Origin of the sequence: Onishia taeanensis (assembly GCF_013349955.1) — a bacterium.
GTDB classification, from domain to species: domain Bacteria; phylum Pseudomonadota; class Gammaproteobacteria; order Pseudomonadales; family Halomonadaceae; genus Onishia; species Onishia taeanensis_B.
Genome location: NZ_JABVXC010000017.1, coordinates 1 through 17,956 on the forward strand (window position 1 = coordinate 1; position 17,956 = coordinate 17,956).

20 protein-coding genes and 1 rRNA gene are annotated in these 17,956 nt (G+C 61.8%); 6 read left to right on the forward strand and 15 right to left on the reverse strand.

The window, feature by feature from the left end; genetic code table 11:
• A 5S ribosomal RNA gene (rrf, locus tag HUS66_RS18155) occupies positions 1–76 on the forward strand; the annotation flags it as partial.
• Between the two features lie 182 nt (positions 77–258).
• Entirely contained in the window at positions 259–1,326 is a 1,068-nt protein-coding gene (gene rlmM, locus HUS66_RS15885; RefSeq protein WP_175072174.1) for a 23S rRNA (cytidine(2498)-2'-O)-methyltransferase RlmM, read from the forward strand.
• Between the two features lie 160 nt (positions 1,327–1,486).
• Here the strand turns inward: rlmM and HUS66_RS15890 are convergent, their stop codons facing one another.
• The gene (locus HUS66_RS15890; RefSeq protein ID WP_175072175.1) at positions 1,487–1,771 is read right to left on the reverse strand and encodes an antibiotic biosynthesis monooxygenase family protein; all 285 of its coding nucleotides are present in this window, start codon (positions 1,769–1,771) and stop codon (positions 1,487–1,489) included.
• Positions 1,772–1,861: 90 nt separating this feature from the next.
• Here HUS66_RS15890 and tusA point away from each other — a divergent pair, with 90 nt between their 5' ends.
• On the forward strand, positions 1,862–2,113 hold the full coding sequence (gene tusA, locus HUS66_RS15895; protein WP_175072176.1) for a sulfurtransferase TusA: 252 nt from the start codon (positions 1,862–1,864) through the stop codon (positions 2,111–2,113).
• A 25-nt stretch (positions 2,114–2,138) separates the two neighbouring features.
• Here tusA and HUS66_RS15900 read toward each other — a convergent pair whose 3' ends face one another.
• From HUS66_RS15900 to HUS66_RS15910, 3 genes are all read right to left on the reverse strand, one after another.
• Positions 2,139–2,828 (reverse strand): hypothetical protein, encoded by a 690-nt coding sequence (locus HUS66_RS15900; RefSeq protein ID WP_092528259.1) that lies wholly within the window; start codon positions 2,826–2,828, stop codon positions 2,139–2,141.
• Positions 2,829–2,915: 87 nt separating this feature from the next.
• Positions 2,916–3,932, reverse strand: coding sequence for a DUF3080 family protein (locus HUS66_RS15905; RefSeq protein WP_175072177.1), 1,017 nt, complete (start codon positions 3,930–3,932; stop codon positions 2,916–2,918).
• 61 nt (positions 3,933–3,993) lie between these two features.
• Positions 3,994–5,385: an MATE family efflux transporter gene (locus HUS66_RS15910; RefSeq protein ID WP_175072213.1), complete on the reverse strand. Its 1,392-nt coding sequence runs from the start codon at positions 5,383–5,385 to the stop codon at positions 3,994–3,996.
• A gap of 194 nt (positions 5,386–5,579) precedes the next feature.
• Here HUS66_RS15910 and HUS66_RS15915 point away from each other — a divergent pair, with 194 nt between their 5' ends.
• On the forward strand, positions 5,580–6,146 hold the full coding sequence (locus tag HUS66_RS15915; protein WP_175072178.1) for an elongation factor P hydroxylase: 567 nt from the start codon (positions 5,580–5,582) through the stop codon (positions 6,144–6,146).
• A 63-nt stretch (positions 6,147–6,209) separates the two neighbouring features.
• On the opposite strand, the gene HUS66_RS15920 is transcribed toward HUS66_RS15915, so the two are convergent.
• On the reverse strand, positions 6,210–6,740 hold the full coding sequence (locus HUS66_RS15920; protein ID WP_175072179.1) for a hypothetical protein: 531 nt from the start codon (positions 6,738–6,740) through the stop codon (positions 6,210–6,212).
• A gap of 52 nt (positions 6,741–6,792) precedes the next feature.
• Positions 6,793–7,656 (reverse strand): TatD family hydrolase, encoded by an 864-nt coding sequence (locus HUS66_RS15925; protein WP_175072180.1) that lies wholly within the window; start codon positions 7,654–7,656, stop codon positions 6,793–6,795.
• A 207-nt stretch (positions 7,657–7,863) separates the two neighbouring features.
• Between HUS66_RS15925 and HUS66_RS15930 the strand changes: the two genes are divergently transcribed.
• Positions 7,864–9,813 carry an ATP-binding cassette domain-containing protein gene (locus HUS66_RS15930; protein ID WP_175072181.1) on the forward strand — a complete coding sequence of 650 codons (1,950 nt, stop codon included), beginning with the start codon at positions 7,864–7,866 and terminating at the stop codon, positions 9,811–9,813.
• A 137-nt stretch (positions 9,814–9,950) separates the two neighbouring features.
• Here the strand turns inward: HUS66_RS15930 and HUS66_RS15935 are convergent, their stop codons facing one another.
• Positions 9,951–10,403, reverse strand: coding sequence for a universal stress protein (locus HUS66_RS15935; protein WP_175072182.1), 453 nt, complete (start codon positions 10,401–10,403; stop codon positions 9,951–9,953).
• 204 nt (positions 10,404–10,607) lie between these two features.
• Here HUS66_RS15935 and HUS66_RS15940 point away from each other — a divergent pair, with 204 nt between their 5' ends.
• Positions 10,608–11,150 carry a preprotein translocase subunit YajC gene (locus HUS66_RS15940; protein WP_175072183.1) on the forward strand — a complete coding sequence of 181 codons (543 nt, stop codon included), beginning with the start codon at positions 10,608–10,610 and terminating at the stop codon, positions 11,148–11,150.
• A 40-nt stretch (positions 11,151–11,190) separates the two neighbouring features.
• Here the strand turns inward: HUS66_RS15940 and slyA are convergent, their stop codons facing one another.
• The 8 genes from slyA to HUS66_RS15975 form a co-directional block, all read right to left on the reverse strand.
• Entirely contained in the window at positions 11,191–11,637 is a 447-nt protein-coding gene (slyA, locus tag HUS66_RS15945) for a transcriptional regulator SlyA (RefSeq protein ID WP_175072184.1), read from the reverse strand.
• 105 nt (positions 11,638–11,742) lie between these two features.
• Entirely contained in the window at positions 11,743–12,906 is a 1,164-nt protein-coding gene (locus HUS66_RS15950) for a DUF5924 family protein (protein ID WP_175072185.1), read from the reverse strand.
• Between the two features lie 232 nt (positions 12,907–13,138).
• Positions 13,139–13,537: a fluoride efflux transporter CrcB gene (gene crcB, locus HUS66_RS15955; protein WP_175072186.1), complete on the reverse strand. Its 399-nt coding sequence runs from the start codon at positions 13,535–13,537 to the stop codon at positions 13,139–13,141.
• A gap of 123 nt (positions 13,538–13,660) precedes the next feature.
• Positions 13,661–14,620: a cation diffusion facilitator family transporter gene (locus HUS66_RS15960; protein WP_175072187.1), complete on the reverse strand. Its 960-nt coding sequence runs from the start codon at positions 14,618–14,620 to the stop codon at positions 13,661–13,663.
• Positions 14,621–14,711: 91 nt separating this feature from the next.
• Entirely contained in the window at positions 14,712–15,320 is a 609-nt protein-coding gene (locus HUS66_RS15965) for a CBS domain-containing protein (RefSeq protein WP_175072188.1), read from the reverse strand.
• Positions 15,321–15,465: 145 nt separating this feature from the next.
• Complete coding sequence (locus HUS66_RS15970) at positions 15,466–16,578, reverse strand: phosphoethanolamine transferase (RefSeq protein WP_340162769.1); 1,113 nt, start codon at positions 16,576–16,578, stop codon at positions 15,466–15,468.
• Positions 16,466–17,116, reverse strand: coding sequence for a phosphoethanolamine transferase domain-containing protein (locus tag HUS66_RS17875; protein ID WP_254628870.1), 651 nt, complete (start codon positions 17,114–17,116; stop codon positions 16,466–16,468). Before HUS66_RS17875 ends, HUS66_RS15970 begins: the two co-directional genes overlap by 113 nt.
• Complete coding sequence (locus HUS66_RS15975) at positions 17,109–17,939, reverse strand: phosphatase PAP2 family protein (protein WP_175072189.1); 831 nt, start codon at positions 17,937–17,939, stop codon at positions 17,109–17,111. Before HUS66_RS15975 ends, HUS66_RS17875 begins: the two co-directional genes overlap by 8 nt.
• Positions 17,940–17,956: the final 17 nt, after the last annotated feature.

The window sequence follows — 17,956 nt, forward strand, 5'->3', positions numbered from 1 at the left end:
CGAACTCGGAAGTGAAACCGCTTAGCGCCGATGGTAGTGTGGAGTTTCTCCATGCGAGAGTAGGTCATTGTCAGGCATTTATTGAGAGAAAACCCCGGTCCTTTACAGGTCGGGGTTTTTTCGTGTCTGGGCGGTAGGTTTTGTATGGATCACCGCGCGTTAGATGTGCAGTGCAATCAGCTGGTCGTCGCATGACTGCCCGGCTTGTGAGCGGATCTGACGACGACTAGACTGGCGCCCCTTCACAGGAGAAGTCACATGATTCCCCAGCAGTTGCTGCTCTATTGCCGTCCGGGCTTCGAGAATGATCTCAGCGCGGAAGTTGCCGACAAGGCTGCTCAGCTCGGCTGGTCAGGTTACCCCCAGGCAACGCCGAACAGCGGTTTCGTGAGCTTCATGCTTAGCGGTGACGAGCCGGCCAATGCCCTGCACCGTGACTTGCCGCTTGCGTCCCTGGTGTTTGCCCGTCAGAGCCTAGTGGCGCTTCCTGCACTTGAAGGTCTTTCTCGGGATGACCGTCTGACGCCGATCATCGAGCAGGTGGTGGCCAGTGGCTGGAGCTTCGAGAGCCTTTGGCAGGAAACGCCCGACACCAATGATGGCAAGGCCTTGAGTGGGTTGATCAAGGCGCTGACCCGCCCCCTCGAGTCCATCCTGAAGAAACGCGGAGCGCTGCGGCGCAAGGCCGGCGGTCGGCGTCTGCACCTTTACTGGACAGCTGGCGATTGCGTGCAGCTCGGCATGAGCTTTCCGGGTAATCGCAGCGAACGGCTGGGCGGTATCCTGCGTCTGCGCTTCCCCAAAAATGCACCCAGTCGCTCGACGCTCAAGCTCGAGGAGGCCTGGCATGTCTTCGTGCCGCGTGATGAGTGGGAGATGCGCCTGGGGGAGGGCATGCAGGCCGCCGATCTGGGCGCGGCGCCCGGTGGCTGGACTTGGCAGCTGGTGCATCAGGGCATGTATGTCTATGCGATCGATAACGGCCCCATGGACAAGGGGCTGATGGCTAGCGGTCAGGTCGAGCATTTGCGCGAGGACGGCTTTACCTGGACACCGCCCAATCGCCTCGACTGGTTGGTCTGCGACATCGTCGACAAGCCGATTCGCGTCGTGGAAATGGTGGAGCGGTGGCTGGTCAAGCGCTGGTGTCGTGAGGCAGTTTTCAACCTCAAGCTGCCGATGAAGCAGCGGTGGGCCGAGGTGGCGCGGTGTCTGGCGCGCTTGGATGACCAACTCAAGGGGGCCGGCGTCGCCGCGGAGATTCACTGTCACCACCTTTACCATGACCGTGAAGAAGTCACGGTCCATGTGCGGCTCAAGCACTAGCCAGCGCGAGCTTGGCTGGCCTGGCCGCCCAGGTTGGCAACATCAAGATGCAGTCGCTGATAAGCGTCAGAAATCTATCACTGTAATAGCAGCTGACTTCATTCAGGTCATGATCCGGAAGGCTGCTTTAGCCTGGGCGTTATCAGTGGCCTGGACGTTATCAGCAGTGCTCAAAGAGGCTGATCTCTTCATCCTCGACCAGCAGCGGCAGGACGTGCTGCATGACGCGCTCCCGCTCTGGCCCCTGTTGCCACGCCTTCCAGGCGGCCAGATCGCGCCACTGAGTAATCAGTAGGCGCCGGTCGGGGTGATGGCGCTCGCATAAGCTCTCGCCGGCAATGAAGCCACTGGCGTTGATCGAGGCTCTCATGGCGCTGCGCGCCGCTAGGTCGTATTCTTCCTCGAGCCCGGGCATGATGCGCCGCCTGATGAGTACTTTTATCATGGTGCTGCTCCAGCTCCCGCAATTGTCACCCGTGACCTAGGTCCCTGAGCCGCCAAATATCATTCCACCCGTAACCCAATCGAGAAGCCGATGTCCGATTACGCTGATGACCTGCCAGATCACGATGCCGAACTGGATACCTGTGGCCTTTACTGTCCCGAGCCGATCATGCTGATGCACAACAAGGTGCGGGACATGTCACAGGGCGAGATTCTCAAAGTGGTCGCTACCGATCCGGCAACGACCCGCGACATCCCGAAGTTCTGCAGTTTTCTGGGACATGAGCTGATCCATCAGCACGAGGACGAGGCGACCTACCTGTACCTGATTCGCCTCGGCTGACGGTGATTCTTGAGCGGGTGTCGCCTCAATCGTTGCTGATCATCAGCGCCAGGGCCTCGAGGGTTGCCGTGTCCTCCTGCTTGATCCGGTTGGCGATAACCCGCTGAAAGAAGTACACCACCTGATGTCGGCTATGGCCGGGATACAGGCAGGGGTCTCCGGCGACCACAGGTGTCGACTCGACGAGCTCTTCATCGACCAGCAGGGCCTCGATTTCGCCGTTGTTGTAGAGCCGCCAGCCGAAGACCTGCTTGAGTTGCCAGGGCTCATCCTCGCTATCCATGCAAAGGGCATGGGTACCGAGAGTGTCCGGCAACTGCTGAATCAAGGTCGACTCGAGCGTTTCCTCGTAGTCGAAGTAGGCGGCGGCATGCTCCAGCTCGAAGACCTTGTGGTCGGGAGCACTATGAAAGACCTCGTCGGTTTCTGGGTCCCGATAACCGATGAAGTGCCCAAACTGTGGGTCATCCAACTGATGACAAGGCGTCAGCGCTTCCATCCAAGGCACAAGGCCAACGACTTCTCCATCCTCGCGCATGCCCCAGGCAAGCAATGGCATGCCATATAGCGTTTCCGGATCGGAGGCTAGATGATAGAGCATTTCCAGCCCATCCAGTTCCGGGGACAACCGGACTAGCCGTTTCTTGGCGCGTTGCCGCTTTCGCATGGTATCCAGGTCGATGACCTGAGCGGGGCGGGACATTGGGATTCCCATCACAACCCTCCTTAAGCGCGTCATCACGGCATTTGACTGGCCTAGATTCACTATTAGCACAGTCAGTGTATGAAAGTTAAGCCTTCCTTAAACGCCATCGTTGTTGCTGCAGCGCCGTATGAGCCGCTGCCAGTGCTGAGCATGGGTCTTTCGGGCGTTGAGAAAGCGTTGCCAGGGGGCTTCAGGGTTGTCCAGTGACAGCCAGTCGTGGCGGTAATCATCGATCGCCTGGCGGGAGACTTTTTGAACGTTGAGCAAGGCGTCCACGGCGCCGAGCCAACTGCTGGCGAACTGCTCAAGGCCCTCGAGATAGGGGCGTAGTTGATCCTTTACTTGGCCGCGCAGGGGCGGCAAACGATCGGCATCCGCAAGTGGGCAGGAGGACTCGGCCTCGGCGGCGTCGAATAAGCGGTTGGCCTCCTCCAGGCGCAAGGCGGTCAACTGGAGGCTGCGCAATATCTGAGCGTTCAGAGGCTCTTCACGCAGGGCCTTGAGGTGCTGCTCCAGGGTAGCGGAGTCCGGTTGCCAGCCGGGGTCCAACTGCCGAGCGGTCATGGTGCGCAGGTAGCCAAGCGCCGCCAGGGCATCACTAGGGCGCGTCAGCGCATCGGGTGAAAGCGGACCACTGGCCCGAGAGAAGCTCGCGATCCACTCCTCAGACCCGAACAGGGCGTTCCAACTGGCCTTGGGCATCCGTTCGGCCTTGATGCGCGTCAGGCGTTCCAGGCGTTGCCTGTCCTCGTCGTCCAGCCGCTGGGCGACTGGTGAATGACGACAGGCCTCCAGGCGCCGCCAAAGCTTGAGCTCATACAGCCAGCGTTGGCTGGGGGCCGCCACCTTGCCGAGCTGGTTGTTGCGATTGGCAACCAGTGCGGCGATCTGGCACTCGCGAAGGGCATAGATATCGAGCATGCCCTCGCGAATGTCGGGGATATCAAACAGTCTCGCGTCGTCTTCCGGAAAGGCCGCGATATTGGGCGGCGAGGCCAGGGTCGGTGCGTCTACCTCCAGGGCGGTTGCCAACTGCTGCAGGTAGTCCGTGAACAGCGCCTTGACCTCAGTGCCGCGTTCGCAGCCGGCGAGCGTCAGGGTAACGGCCATCATCAGGCCAAGCCGTATCAGGTCTCTGATAGCAAACTGTGCCCCCCGGTTCGGCTTGCGACCATTAGTCGGTCTGAATCCTGCGCTCTCCATTGCTTACCGCCTTGCTGATGGTATGGAGCCTGATGCCCAGTAGCACCGCCGCGACCGTCAGGCCGGCCACCAGGCCAATCCAGTAGCCATGCACGCCGAGCGGTGTCGCGAGGCCGGGCAGGGCACCGATCCCCAACATATGCCCCCCGCCTAACCCGACCAGCCAATAGGCAATCAGTGTGATGATCATGATGATACGGGTGTCCTTGTAGCCGCGCAGTGCACCGGCCATGTTGACCTGCAGGGAATCGGAAATCTGATAGAGCATCGCCAGGCCGATCAGCGACAGGGCGACCTGCTGCACCTCGGTGTTATGAGTGTACAGGGCCAGTACGGGTTCAGCGGCGAACCAAAGAATCAGGTCGTTGAATAGCGCGATCACCAGGCTCAGGGCGATGCCGTGCCAGGCGACAAAGCGGGCCGTGGTCAGGTTGCCGGCCCCCAGGGTGTTGCCGACCCGTACTGTCAGCGCCATGCCTAGCGACAGCGGCAGCATGAACAGCAATGAGGTGACGTTGAGGGCTACCTGGTGTGCCGAGACGACCACTTCACCGAGGCTAGCGATGAACAGCGCGATCAACGTGAAGAGGGTCACCTCGACGAAGATCGAGACGCCGATCGGTACACCGACCACCAGCAGTTCACGGATTTGCTCCAAGTGTGGCCGGGTGAGCGTCTGCCACAGGGCGACCGATCCATAGGCACGACTCTGGCGGGTATACAGCAGCATGGCCAGCGCCATCGCCCACATGGAGATTGCCGTAGCGATGCCACAACCAAAGGCGCCTAGTGCTGGCAGGGCCTTGAGGGTCGCCGGCAGTTGCTCACCGAAAAGTTCGACCAAGCCGGTACCGCCATGAATCAGCAGATAATTAAAGGGGATGTTCACGGCAAGACCCAACAGGCTGATCCAGAGCGCCGGGCGAGTATGATTCATGCCATCGGAAAAGGCCCGCAGTGCCATGAAAAGGGCCGAGCCGGGCATGCCGAAGGCCACAGCGGCCAGATAGGCCGACGAGCGCTCGGCGACCGCAGGCGGAACGCTCATCCAGGTGAAGATCGGCATGACCGCCTGATGGAGCACTACAGCGACGATCACTCCCATCGCCAGGGCGACCCAAAGTGACTGGTGGACGCGGGAGCGGATCGTGTCCGTGCGTTCGGCGCCGAGCAATTGGGCGACGATCGGCGTCAGGCCCATCAGCGTGCCGGCCATGAACAGCATCAGTGGTAGCCATAGGCTCGAGCCCACCGAGACGGCGGCCAGGTCGGTCGCACTGAGCCTACCGGTCATGATCACATCGACGGTGCTCATACCGGCCTGGGCGAGCTGGGCGCCACAGATCGGCAAGGCCAGGCCCATCAGCAGGCGAGTCTGCTTGTACCACTCAGACAGCGGGGAGAGGGATGACGATGGCACCTAAGACTCCTTTCAAATGCGGCAAGGGTGGCCCTTCCAGGGGCAGACCGGAGCCGTAGTCTAGCAAGCAGAGATGGTTTTCGCTTGGCTGTGATGCCCTTATACTGCGCCCCGTCGATTCGCCACCCGGAGATGCCGTGACCCATCGTCTCGAGGACGTCATCGCCCTGTTCGATGGCCTGTTCTACACCACCTATCAGACCCGCCTGGTGCGGGGCGGTGATGAGCCGCTCTACCTGCCAGCGGATGCCGATTGCGACCATCATCGCGTGATCTTCGCACGCGGGTTCTTCGCAAGCGTCCTGCACGAAGTCAGTCACTGGTGCATCGCCGGGGCGCGGCGTCGCATGCGCGAGGATTATGGCTACTGGTACCTGCCGGACGGTCGGAATGCCGAGCAGCAGGCATGCTTCGAGGCGGTAGAAGTCGCCCCCCAGTCCCTGGAGCTATTGTTCTCCAGCGCTTGTGGGCTGCCCTTCAATGTCAGCGTCGATAATCTGGGCGATGTGGAGGTCGATCGGGAAGGGTTTCGCGCTCGGGTGGAGGCGCGGGCGGCGCGAGTCGAGGCCGAAGGCTTGCCCGCGCGCGCCCGGGCTTTTCGTGATGCCCTGCAGGCGTTCTACCAGGAAGGGCAGCCGCTGTCCGCGGCGATCAGTCTTGGCCGAGGCAGGCTTGCCGCGTCGCCTGCGCCTGTCCCGGCCTAGCAGTGTTGGCCTAGCATCGCGGCGGGCGTGTGCTGTACTGCCTTGCGCTTGACTCGGCCTGGCTTAATCTTCTTCCAGGTCGATGTCGTGATTGCCGTCATGGCCGAACTCGGTGTCCTCACCCAGCACGAGCCGACGATGCAGCAATAGCATTACCTCGACTTCCTGTTCCGGGCGCATGGGCTCCAGCCCCTGTTCGGCAAACAGCATGCCGCGTTCCCGCGACCATTCACCAGCGTCCAGATCAGGATAGAGCGACTCCGCGGGCGCCATCTCGACGAAGGGGTCGAGGCCGAAGGTCTCGAACAGCCGTGATAACGCCGCTTCGTCATCGCTGACACCAGCCGTATACAGCGTGGCGTTGAAGTGATCGGTCTCCAGCTCGCGGATCACATCCAGCGGGCTGATGCCCAGGCTTTCCAGCTCTTCCTGGCTGTAGTCGCCCAGCGCGACGGTATCATCCTCGAGCCAGTCGCTGTCGGGCTGGATCAGGGTGTGTTTGATGCGTCCGTCGTTCAGCGACCAGGCGATCGCCAGCGGCAGGCCGCCTTCTTCGCCGGTCTCGACGGCAATGAAGCCGGGTACGTCGGCCATGTCAGGAATCCTCTTCTGAAGGGGTATCAGCAGTCAGTCACTATCGTTGACGTCAGTCAGCGGCATCGGTTGGCAGGCGGAAGAAAGCGCGCGCCGTGGCGGTAGTCGCCTCGGCCAGCGCCTGTTCATCGAGGCCGCGCCAGTGGGCGATCTCGCGTACGATCCACGGCAGCAGGGCCGGTTCGTGGCGACGCCCCTTGAGCTTGGCCGGCAGGTTGCGCGGCACGAGGTAGGGGCAGTCGGTCTCGACCATTAGCCGGTCGAGGGGAATCTCGCGCACCAGCTCGCGCAGATGATGGCCGCGGCGCTCGTCGCAAAGCCAGCCGGTCAGGCCGATGTGCAGGTCCAGGTCGCGATAGCCGTACAGGGTTTCGCGCTCGCCGGTGAAGCAGTGCACCACCGCCTGGCTGACGTCGTCGCGCCAGGCGTGCAGTATCTCCAGCATGCGCCGTCCCGCATCCCGTTCGTGGATGAACACGGGCAGGCCGGACTCGGCCGCGAGCCCTAGTTGCGCTTCGAAGGCGCGCTCCTGCTCGGCCGGCGTGGAGAAGTTGCGGTTGAAGTCGAGCCCACATTCGCCAACCGCAACCACCTCAGGCTCGCGGTGAAGCGCTGCCATGGCGCGGGCAAGCTCGGGCGTCCAGCCGCTGGCATCGTGGGGGTGCACGCCTGCAGTAGCAAATAGCCCCGGATATTGTCGGGCCATCGCCACGGCCTGTTCGGCATGCTCAAGGTCGGTGCCGGTAAGGATCAGGGTGTCGACATGGGCGGCACGTGCGCGGTGAATCACCGCCTCGAGGTCGCGACCGAAGCTCTCGTGAGTGAGGTTGGCGCCGATGTCCACCAGCGGGGCCGGGGAGCGAAAGCGCAGCGCCTCGGGCAGTACATCGTCGAAGGTGGCGGTTGGTTCGGCCAAGGGGCATTTCCTTTGGAAAAATGGCCAATTATTGTACCCGGCCAGCGGCGGCAGGGTCACGTGCGACCGATGTGGTCGCGAAGATGCGGCTGGTATGGTCGCGAAGATGCGACAAGGGCCGACGGCGAGGCATCGTCCGCGTTACACTAGGCGCACTTGTGCGTGCCTGCGTGGCGCGCCTCATGATGAACACCAAGAGGTAAACGCGTGACCCTGCTACGTCTGGAACAGCTGCAACTGGCCTATGGCCCTCAGGTGCTGCTCAACGGGGCCGATCTGGTGCTGGAGCGCGGCGAGCGCTTGGCGCTGGTGGGCCGCAACGGTACCGGCAAGTCGACCCTGCTCAAGCTGGTATCGGGTGAGATCCAGGCCGATGGCGGTAGCCTGTGGCGAGCCCCTGGGCTCAAGATCGGCGTGCTCGAACAGGACCTGCCAGCGGCCTCCGGGGAGACCATCTTCGATGTCGTCGCCCAGGGCCTGCCCGAGGCGGGTTCGCTGCTGGCCGAGTATCACCACCTGATTCAGGATCCGGACCCTGACATGACGCGGTTGGAGCGCCTGCAGACGCAGCTCGAGTCCATCGACGGCTGGTCGTTCCATCAGCGTATCGACACCGTGCTGACGCGACTCGGCCTGCCTGCCGACGACGCCATGGATGCTCTGTCCGGCGGTTGGCGGCGGCGAGTGGCCCTGGCCAGAGCCTTGGTTGCCGAACCGGATCTGCTGCTGCTCGACGAGCCCACCAACCATCTGGACCTGGATACCATCGGCTGGCTCGAGGATCAGCTCGCCGCCTTCAATGGCGCCGTGCTGTTCATCACCCACGACCGTACCTTCCTGTCGCGCCTTGCCACCGCCATCCTGGAGCTGGATCGCGGTCGTCTGGGACGCTATCCCGGCGACTACGCCAAGTATCAGGAGCAGAAGAACCACGAGCTGGAAGTCGAGGCCCGTGAGAACGCCGAATTCGACAAGAAGCTCGCCCAGGAAGAGTCCTGGATCAGGCAGGGCATCAAGGCGCGCCGGACCCGTAATGAAGGGCGCGTACGGGCCCTGGAGAAAATGCGTCGTGAGCGCGGCCAGCGCCGCGAACGCCAGGGCAATGCCAACCTGTCGGTTGATAGCGGCGAGCGCAGCGGCAAGCAGGTGGTGGAGCTCAAGCATGTCAGCCAGTCCTTCGGTAGCGATTATGTGATCCGCGACCTGAGTCTCGATATTCAGCGTGGCGACCGGATTGGCCTGATCGGGCGCAACGGCGCCGGCAAGACCACCCTGCTGAAGATCCTGCTCGGCGAGCTCGAACCGCAGGAAGGCAAGGTCAAGCTGGGCACCAAGATGCAGGTGGCTTACTTCGACCAGCTGAGGGCCGGCCTCGAACCGGAGAAGACCGTCTACGACAACGTGGCTCAGGGCAGCGACCGAGTGACCGTGGGTGGCAAGGACCGTCACGTCATCAGCTACCTGCAGGACTTCCTGTTTACCCCTGAGCGGGCCCGCCAGCCGGTCAAGGCGCTGTCTGGTGGCGAGTCGAACCGCCTGCTGTTGGCCAAGCTGTTCACTCAGCCCGCCAACGTGCTGGTACTCGATGAGCCGACCAACGACTTGGACGTCGAGACCCTGGAGCTCCTTGAAGAGTTGCTGCTCGACTTCGATGGCACCCTGTTGCTGGTGTCTCACGACCGGTCCTTCATGGACAACGTGGTGACCGGAGTGCTGGCCTTCGAAGGCGATGGCATCGTGCGAGAATATGTCGGCGGCTACACTGACTGGATACGCCAGGGTGGCAAGTTACCGCCGGCCCCCTGGGACTTCAACGCCGCCCAGGCGGCAGGGCAGGCCAAGACGGAGTCGCCCAGCGAAGCCAAGGCGTCGCGTGGTGAGCCTGCGCCTGCCGCCACTGAGACGATCACAGAAAAGAAGCGGGTCAAGCTGTCCTACAAGCTGCAGCGGGAGCTGGATCAGTTGCCGGCTTTGATCGAGCGCCTGGAAACCGAGGTCGCCGATTTCGAGGCCAAGACCGGGGATCCGAGCTTCTATCAGCAGGAAGCCGCGGACGTCACCGCCACGTTGGAGGCGCTCTCCGCCAAGCAGGGCGAGCTGGATGAGGCCATGGAGCGCTGGATGGAGCTCGAAGCGATGGCCGTAGGCGAAGCGTGAACGGGTAACGATACAAGGGCGGCGTCCATTTGGACGCCGCCCTTGATCCGATGTGCACTGAGTTGTCGTACTGTGTTGTTTGCGCGAGGCATTAGCCAAGTGATGCTATGGGCATGGCGTTAGCGCTCAATGTGGCGCTATTCCTTGCTGTCTTCCTCGCCGACCCGCACCGCCAGCACATCGCACTTGGCGCCGTGCAGGACGCCCGTGGACGTGGAGCCCAGCAGCAGCGCAAAGCCATGGCGGCCGTGCGATCCGACCACGATCAGGTCGACGTCATGCTCCTCGGCAAAGCGATGAATCTCGGTATCGGGCATGCCAACCACCACGTGCTGGTCTTCCTTGGCGACCTGATGCGGATCGGCAATCTCGGCCAGGCGTTGCTTGGCGTGTTCGTCCAATTGGTCCTGAATGCTGGTCAAGTCCATCGGAATATCACCGCCATAGGCGAAGCCCAAGGGTTCCAAGGTATGCATGATGGAAAGCTTGGCATGGTTGCGGTCAGCAATCGGCAGCGCGCGTTCCAGCACCTTGTGGGAATCCTTGGTGAGGTCGACGGCGACCAGGATGTGACCATACTCGTTGCTCATGAGAGTCTCCCGGTAGAAAGTGAATGGGCCTGACTCAACTTTAGGCGTGCCAATAGCTCACGACAACGATTTATATCAATCTTTTAGCATATTTTAGTCATCCTTTTTGGTCGATCGAGGTGCGCCAGGAGGGCGATATTTCGCCCCCGCTTTCCGATGGTCAGCCGTGTGGGCTCGATCGCCTTTCTCCAGGTAGAGGTGAAGATGGTTTGGTTGATCATTTTGCTGGTGATGGGGCTGATGCTCTCACCCATGATGTGGCTGCGGCCCAGCCCCCAGCAGCAGCGCATGGGGCAGCTGCGAGAGGCGGCGAGACAGTCAGGCATCGGGGTCAAGTTGGGCGATTCGCCGCTGCATGAGGGGGGGCAGATGGTGAGTTATCGCTGGGCGTATCCCAGCGAGTACCCAGGGCCGCGCTTCGTGCTGGTTCGTGAGGCGGTAGCAAGCGACGCGCTCAAAGCCTTCATGGACGGCTGGCGCTGGCGGATCGAACCGATACGCCCCTTGCCCAGTGAGGCCAAGGAACGACTGGTGACAGTGCTTGCGGAACTGCCGGCGGATGCGAAGGTAGTGGAGTCGAGCCGTGAGGCGCTGACGCTATGGTGGGAAGAGTCGCTCGGTGTCGATGCTTTCGAACGGCATCGGGACAATATCCTGAACCTTAATCAGCAGCTTGCCGGGCGGTCGGATGAACCGGCGCCCCGCAAGCTGGGATTTCGAGAAAAGCGAGATCAGGCGCGGCGGTGATTGATACCGCCGCTCTGCGAGACGAGTTGTCAGGTCACGCCTAGGCCTTGACGTCTTCCTTGGCTTGGATCTTGAGTCCGTTATCTTCGATGCGAGAGAGTAGGGCATCGAGCCGATCGATGTCTTCATCGCTCAGCCCTTCGAGCATCTCTTCCCGAGCATGCTCGACAACGCTATCAATCTGCTCGAGCAAGGGCGTGGCCTCTTCCGTTAGGTAGATACGCTTGGCGCGGCGGTCATGGTCACAGGGGCAACGCTCGATCAGGCCTTGCTGGGCCAGTTGATCCAGGGTGCGCACCAGCGATGGGGCTTCGACGCCAATTGCCCTCGCCAGGTCGCACTGAGGCTGACCATCGCCTAGACGCCACAGATGATAGATGGTGACCCAGCGGGTCTGCGTGAGTCCCAGTGGTGCCAGACGCTGATCGATGATGGCTCGCCAGAGTCGTGGCAGGCGGGCCAGCTTGAAACCGATATTTTTTTGCATGGTAGCCCTCTGTTCGCCAGCTAATAGTTGCATTGTGGGAACTCACCCTGGGCAATGCAACCCCACATTTGGTTAAGAGATGCTCACCGGTCAGGCTGCCTGCGCTCATGATGCGTCGCTTTCCTTGCCGGGGATCAGTTGGCGCCAATCGAGCCCGGGCAGGCCCCTCGGTGTCTGGATGTCGCCGTTCACTACCTGGGCGTCGCTCGCATCCTCTTGCACGGTAAAGCGCACCACGCCAATCCGCTGGCCTGACGGGGTCATCACATCCACCCGCCAGGCGCCGCCGGGGTTCTCTGGGAAATTCTGCTTGTGGGTCCAGGCTCTGTACCCCTGAGCGCGCCCACCACGAATTTCCAATGGAATGCGGTCGACCAGCCTGCCATTGTGGCGCCACTCATGATAAACCGTCTCGCTCAGGCCCCTCGGCGCACGGATTGCCGTGAAGACAAAGAGGCCTCTAGAGGCGACCGCCTCGCTGGTCAAAGCCATTTGGCCGCTTGGGCTGCGGCTCGAGATCTCTAACCCCGGTGACAAGGCATAACCGCTGAGCCAGAGGTTAGCGGGTGGCACCCAGCCCCGTCCGGCCCAGCCGGCACCTGCCAATAGCAAGGCCAAGCCGATCATCGCCAGCCAACTGCTGGCGCGTTTGGGGCGCAAGAGGTTTACCAGGCTTGGCAAGGTAAATACCACCATCACGGCCAGCGCGATGGCCAGGCTCTCGCCGGTGTTCAGGTACAACATGATCGGCAGCGTGACCAATACCACGACAAACACACACAAGGCATGAAAAGCGAAATACACCCAGCGATGGCGTTCGGCCAAGCGGAAGTACAGCGGATCGAGAATCGAAAGCAGGGCCAGCCCCATGAAGAGCACCGTGAAGACCGCCTGACCGCTCGACCAGACAGTGGTGGCAAGCAGAAAAGGCAGGCTGAAAAACAGGGTCTCCTGGTGGATCATCTGGGCAATGAAGGTGGTCACACCCCGTGAAAGGTGCGGGTAGCCGCGGTTGGAAAGCCATTGTTGAATCAGACTCTCTGAGAGCAGCAGCAGCCATGCGAGCAGCATCGCCAGGGCTAGAGCGCCCCCCAGCCACTGCTGGCGATCGACCAGAAAGAAACTCGCGACCCCGGCACTGAAAGCGACCGGAGGCCACAGCCAGGCATAAGGTTTCAAGCGCTGACTGAGTTTCGCGATATTGGCCTGCATGCCTACCAGCCGTGAGTTGGCCGGGGTTAGTGCGGCGGGCCTTGAAGGGCTCGTCATGTCCTGAGACGACGCCGGAGTGGGTACCTCGGATGGCGGCTCAGTCGAAGGGCTATCCATTGAAGGCCGGTCGGGGCTCATAAGGGAATCGGTTCAGTCGGGACAAGGAAGCCAATCCTACCAGTCGCGGCCGGTATCAGGGAGTCGCGATCCAGCGACAGGCCCGGCTGAAGGCTGCCGACGCCGTCGTTAAAGCGGGGTGATTAGCAGGCTGAATCTCAACGACGCCTCATCAGGGAACGGAGCCGATCAAATCGCTGACAAGGCTTACAGTAAGCATGCCCAGCCAAGCGAACAGCAGCGAACCGCCAAGGTGCAAACCAATGCCGGCTAGCGCTAGCCCCGGGCGGCCGGCCTGAAAGTTAGCGAGAATTTCAGCGGTGAAGGAAGAAAACGTCGTTAAGGCACCGAACAAGCCGGTGACGAGAAACAGCCGCCATTCCGGTGAAATGTGGGGGTTTTCGCTGAAAATAGCCACGAAGAGGCCGATCAAATAGCCGCCAAGCGTATTGGCGAATAGCGTGCCAAGCGGGATGGCGGGGTAATAGTGGTTGAGCCACACACCCAGCAGCCAGCGGGCGTTGGCGCCGATGGCTGCACCGCCGCTAACGGCGAGAATTGAAAGCCACATGGTAATCCTAGTGTCTTAGTTTGATAGCGTTTTTGATTTGATAGCGTTTTTGAATAGCACTCTTGGCGAGTGCGCTTTGAAGAGTGACTTGAGTTGGTATCGCACGGATAGTGCTCTATCGCGCTATCCATGCGAATGAGAATGTGCATGGGAGTGAGCGTGTGCTGCCGTCGCTCCGCTCTCCCCGCAGCTATTCGATGTCGGCGAGTCCAGGCAGTAGTCGCGAACCTCTAGCTGAATGGTGGCGTGGCTAATGCCAAAGCGCTGATCCAGCACCCCCTTGATCGCCACTAGCGCCTCGTGGCGATCCATGCCGTCGACCAAGGTGGCATGCAGCGACACCATCGGTCGGGCCGGCGTCAGTGACCAGACATGCACATGGTGCACCTCCGAGACGGCGGCAATCTGCTGCGGAATGCTGTGTTCGATCTGAGCCACGTCGAGGCCATCCGGGGCGCCTTCGAGCAAGATGTGGGCAGATTCACGGGTCAGTTTCCAGGCGCTGCGCATAATCAGCGCTGCAATCAGCAGCGACAGCAGAGGATCAATCGGCATCCAGCCAGTGGCGAAGATGACTGCGCCGGCGATGATGGCCGCCACCGAGCCCAGCAGGTCACCCAGCACGTGTAGAGCCGCACCGCGGATATTGAGGTTCTCGCGATCACCCCAATGCAGAATGGCGAACACCACGATATTGACCAAAAGCCCCAGGGTCGCGATCACCATCATGGTATTGGCCTGGATATCGACCGGGTTCAGCAGGCGCCCTATGGCCTCGACGCAAATCCACACGACCAAGCCGATCAGCGTCAGGCCATTGACGAAGGCGGCCAGAATTTGCACTCGGTGATAGCCAAAGGTGCGACGACTGTCTGAGGGGCGTCTGCTCAAGCGGGCGGCGAACCAAGCCAGCGCCAGAGCGGCGCTGTCAGTGAGCATGTGGGCGGCATCGGCCAGCAGCGCCAGCGAGCCCGACAGTAACCCGCCGACCACTTCGGCGATCATGAAGCCGCCGGTCAGCACCAAGGCCCAGAGTAGCCTGGTTTCGCTGTCACTGTGATGATGCGCGTGATCGTGTGCCATGAAGCGCCTTGTATGATGTTGGCATGCCGGCACGGGGCCGGCATGGGGCAATGCCCATCAGGCTAGCATGATCTCGGTCAGTGCCGGGGGCTCATAGCTCGTGGCCGAGCATCACGCGACAGATATCGGCGAAGCTGTGGGGTTCCCTGAGCAGTTGACCAAGCTCGACACCCAGCGCGCGACCGGCATCCGAGGCGGAGATCAAACCGCGCAGCCGGGGCTGCTGCTGTTCGTCATGGTCGATGATCAGCAAGTGCTGGTCGCCATGAGCCTGCAGTGCCTTGACTAGCGTGCCGATGGTCAGCTTCGACAGCCGTGACAACGGCAGCGCATGTAGCGTCGAACAAGGGGACTGCACCATCCCCACGGTGACATCGGCGCGGGCGATCTGATGGGTCTGCATGGCTTGGGTCGTCCGGCGGCCGCCGAGCAGTTCCTTGGCGGTGACGATGCCCTGGCAGTGTCCGTCGGCGTCTGCCACTAGCAGTAGACGCACGCCACTGGCCTGCATGATCAGGCGGGCTTCTTCAGCGGGAGTCTCCGTGCCGATAGTGCGGGCTCTGACCTTGGTGAAGTCAGTGAGCAGCGAACTCGCCGGGCTGTCGACCGTCAGATGCGAAAGCGACGCTGCGGGGGCGGCGATCGGCAGGTCACCGGCCAGTGACTCGAGCGACAGGGTGGGATGCGACATATCTGGCATGATGGTACTCCTCGTGTCGATTCCGGTGCGCGAGTGACCGAGCATCGGGGGCTTAAAAGTTAGCAAGCTCAGAATATCTATCTTACTGCTATATTAAGTCCTGCTGTCAACTGGAAATGTCGACGAAAGTATCAACGTTGAATGACTAGGCGTCACTTCTACAGACCCGCGTCATGTCTTGCTGCGGGTTCAGAATGCGACTCTCGACCCTGAGTGCTCCCAACACACTGTGAAAGAGGTTGGCATGGCCAATAGGGGCGTCGCGGGTTGTTGCCAGGCAATCCTTGTCGAGCCCTACTGCCGCGTCAAAGGCCGCCGATGACCACCACACCATGGGTACCTGGGTCTGCTCCTTCGGGGCGATTGCGTAGGGTAGTCCATGCAGGTATAGGCCGTGTTCACCCAGCGATTCGCCATGATCCGAGAGATACAGCAGCGAAGCGGCATGATGCGACTGTTCCGCCAGGGCGCCAATCACATGATCCAGCACGCTATCAGTATAGAGGATGGCGTTGTCGTAGCTGTTGGTGATGGCCTGCTGCGAGCAGCTGTTCAGGTCGGCGCTGTCGCAGGTCGGCGTGAAGCGACGAAACGCTTCCGGATAGCGCTGATAATAGCTGGGGCCGTGGTTGCCGAGCTGATGGAGAACGATGACGGTATCGCCTTCGAGGTTGTCGAGACGGGCGCGCAGTTCCTCATCCAGCGCCTCGTCCAGGCAGCGGCCATCCTGGCACTGCTTGGGGTGATCATCGGGTTGGATCGACTGCTGACTCACTCCATCACAGACGCCCTTGCACCCGGCCTGATTATCCAGCCATAGCACGTTAAAGCCCGCATGATCGAGCACATCCAGCAGCGACTCATGACTCTTGATATAGCGCTTGTCGTAGTCGTCCTTGCCGATAGGCGCGAACATGCAGGGCAGCGAAACGGCGGTGCTGGTGCCGCAGGTACTCACATCGGTGAAGTTGATTACACCACGCTTCGTCAACTGAGGCGTGGTCTGGCGCGCATAGCCATTCAGCCCCCAGTTGGCGGCACGGACGGTTTCCCCCACCACCAACACCATCAGCAGCGGCTTGTCGCCGGCACGCGGCAGGCGAGTGGCGTCTTCGCCGATCGGCAGGCGTTGCTCGGGCAGCGGGTCACTTGCCGCCAGCACCCGACCGGAGGAAATCAGGGCATTGCCCGGAGTGGCCAGGTAACGCAGCTCGGTATGGTTGCGCATCAGTGATGACAGGCTCTGATAGGACACCATCAGCGCCACTGCCAGCATCGCCACCCCCCCCGGCCAGGTAGGCGAAGCGGCGCCCCAGCGCCCGTGGCCAGGTGCTTGCCGAGAGCCTGACTCGCCACAGCAGCGCCATCGGCAGCCCCGCGTACAGCAGCAGGTAGACCGCGAAGCCCGGGGTAAGCAGTTCACCCGCTTCCTTGGTGTCGGTCTGCAACACGTTATCGATCATATGGGTATCGAAGTAGGTGCCGTAATGACCGGTGTAGTAGCTCACCGTGGCCGCCAGCAGGATCAAGGCCGAAAGCAGGGGTTTGGCCGTATGGCGGGTGACGAACAGCACGAAGACGATGAACTGCAGCCCCGTCAGCACTAGCCCGTAAGCGAGCAACTGCCAGGCGGTGAGGGCCGGTTCAGCGGCCATGACCTGCTGCCAGAAGGCCTGCTGGTAGAAGAGCGTGAAGACCAGGCAGACCAACAGCGTCAGGCGCTCTGGTGACAGGGTCAGCGACGGGCGCGCCAGGCTGGCCAGCCAGGTGGTGGCCATGCGAAAGCGTTCATGCATGCGAGGCTTCCTCGAGAGATGATGGGGAAGCGGCCAGGCTGACGGACGAGGGGAGTAGCCAACGGGCCAGTAACAGGCTCAGGGTCGCGCAAAGCATTAGCGTCCACAGATCGTGTGAGAGGAAATGCGCACCGCGAAGCTGTTGGGCGATGCCGAATGCAAGGCCCAGGGCCAGCGCCAGGCAGAGGCCGGCCCAGCGCCAACGGGGGCGGATGGCGTTGCAGAAGAAGTAAAGCGCGATCCAGGCATAGCCGGCACTGGCATGCCCGGCGGGGAAGCAGGCCGTGTCCGGGTAGTCGGCGGGCCGTGTCGCCAGCAGGCCGATATAGGCACGAGCGCCCCCATAGCGGCTAAGGTCCCAGGGACAGTCCATGCTGATCAGCTGCTTGAGTATCGAGACGCCGAGGGTCGACGCTGCCACGGCCAGCACCAGATAGCCCAATGGGTGGCGCCAGTCCCGCCAGGCGGGGCGCAGCCAGCTGGCGATCAGCGCAAGGATGGCTGCTACGCCCATGCTCTGGCTGAGCATGCGTCCACCGCCATGCAGTACCTGCTCGGTAAGAAAGGCATGGTGCAGTGACCAAGCGTCGCCCTGAAGATGATAAAGCGTATCGGCGAGCTTGAAGTCCAGGCCGGCGGCCCGCCCGACGAGCATCATGGTCAGAAACAGGAACCAGCCGATCAGCAGCCAGCCTGAGGCCGGGCGCCCGCTCTTCCGCCGCAGGGCCGCTTGTGGCCAAGCGTCGGCAACCGAAGAGCGGGTGCGGGTAGTGGCGCCGGCAGACGAGGCTTGCCGGCGAGGGGAGAGTCGTGAAGGCGGCATGGCGAGACGGGTCTGGA

Bases quoted from the DNA above. Each gene is read 5' to 3' on its own strand.
- HUS66_RS15965 (WP_175072188.1), bottom strand. From the start codon at position 15,320: ATGCCAGATATGTCGCATCCCACCCTGTCGCTCGAGTCACTGGCCGGT.
- rlmM (WP_175072174.1), top strand. From the start codon at position 259: ATGATTCCCCAGCAGTTGCTGCTCTATTGCCGTCCGGGCTTCGAGAAT.
- HUS66_RS15905 (WP_175072177.1), bottom strand. From the start codon at position 3,932: ATGATGGCCGTTACCCTGACGCTCGCCGGCTGCGAACGCGGCACTGAG.
- HUS66_RS15960 (WP_175072187.1), bottom strand. From the start codon at position 14,620: ATGGCACACGATCACGCGCATCATCACAGTGACAGCGAAACCAGGCTA.
- HUS66_RS15950 (WP_175072185.1), bottom strand. From the start codon at position 12,906: ATGACGAGCCCTTCAAGGCCCGCCGCACTAACCCCGGCCAACTCACGG.
- HUS66_RS15970 (WP_340162769.1), bottom strand. From the start codon at position 16,578: ATGGTGTCCTATCAGAGCCTGTCATCACTGATGCGCAACCATACCGAG.
- HUS66_RS15890 (WP_175072175.1), bottom strand. From the start codon at position 1,771: ATGATAAAAGTACTCATCAGGCGGCGCATCATGCCCGGGCTCGAGGAA.
- HUS66_RS17875 (WP_254628870.1), bottom strand. From the start codon at position 17,116: ATGCATGAACGCTTTCGCATGGCCACCACCTGGCTGGCCAGCCTGGCG.
- HUS66_RS15940 (WP_175072183.1), top strand. From the start codon at position 10,608: ATGGTTTGGTTGATCATTTTGCTGGTGATGGGGCTGATGCTCTCACCC.
- HUS66_RS15900 (WP_092528259.1), bottom strand. From the start codon at position 2,828: ATGGGAATCCCAATGTCCCGCCCCGCTCAGGTCATCGACCTGGATACC.
- slyA (WP_175072184.1), bottom strand. From the start codon at position 11,637: ATGCAAAAAAATATCGGTTTCAAGCTGGCCCGCCTGCCACGACTCTGG.
- tusA (WP_175072176.1), top strand. From the start codon at position 1,862: ATGTCCGATTACGCTGATGACCTGCCAGATCACGATGCCGAACTGGAT.
- HUS66_RS15910 (WP_175072213.1), bottom strand. From the start codon at position 5,385: ATGGGCCTGGCCTTGCCGATCTGTGGCGCCCAGCTCGCCCAGGCCGGT.
- HUS66_RS15920 (WP_175072179.1), bottom strand. From the start codon at position 6,740: ATGGCCGACGTACCCGGCTTCATTGCCGTCGAGACCGGCGAAGAAGGC.
- HUS66_RS15935 (WP_175072182.1), bottom strand. From the start codon at position 10,403: ATGAGCAACGAGTATGGTCACATCCTGGTCGCCGTCGACCTCACCAAG.
- crcB (WP_175072186.1), bottom strand. From the start codon at position 13,537: ATGTGGCTTTCAATTCTCGCCGTTAGCGGCGGTGCAGCCATCGGCGCC.
- HUS66_RS15975 (WP_175072189.1), bottom strand. From the start codon at position 17,939: ATGCCGCCTTCACGACTCTCCCCTCGCCGGCAAGCCTCGTCTGCCGGC.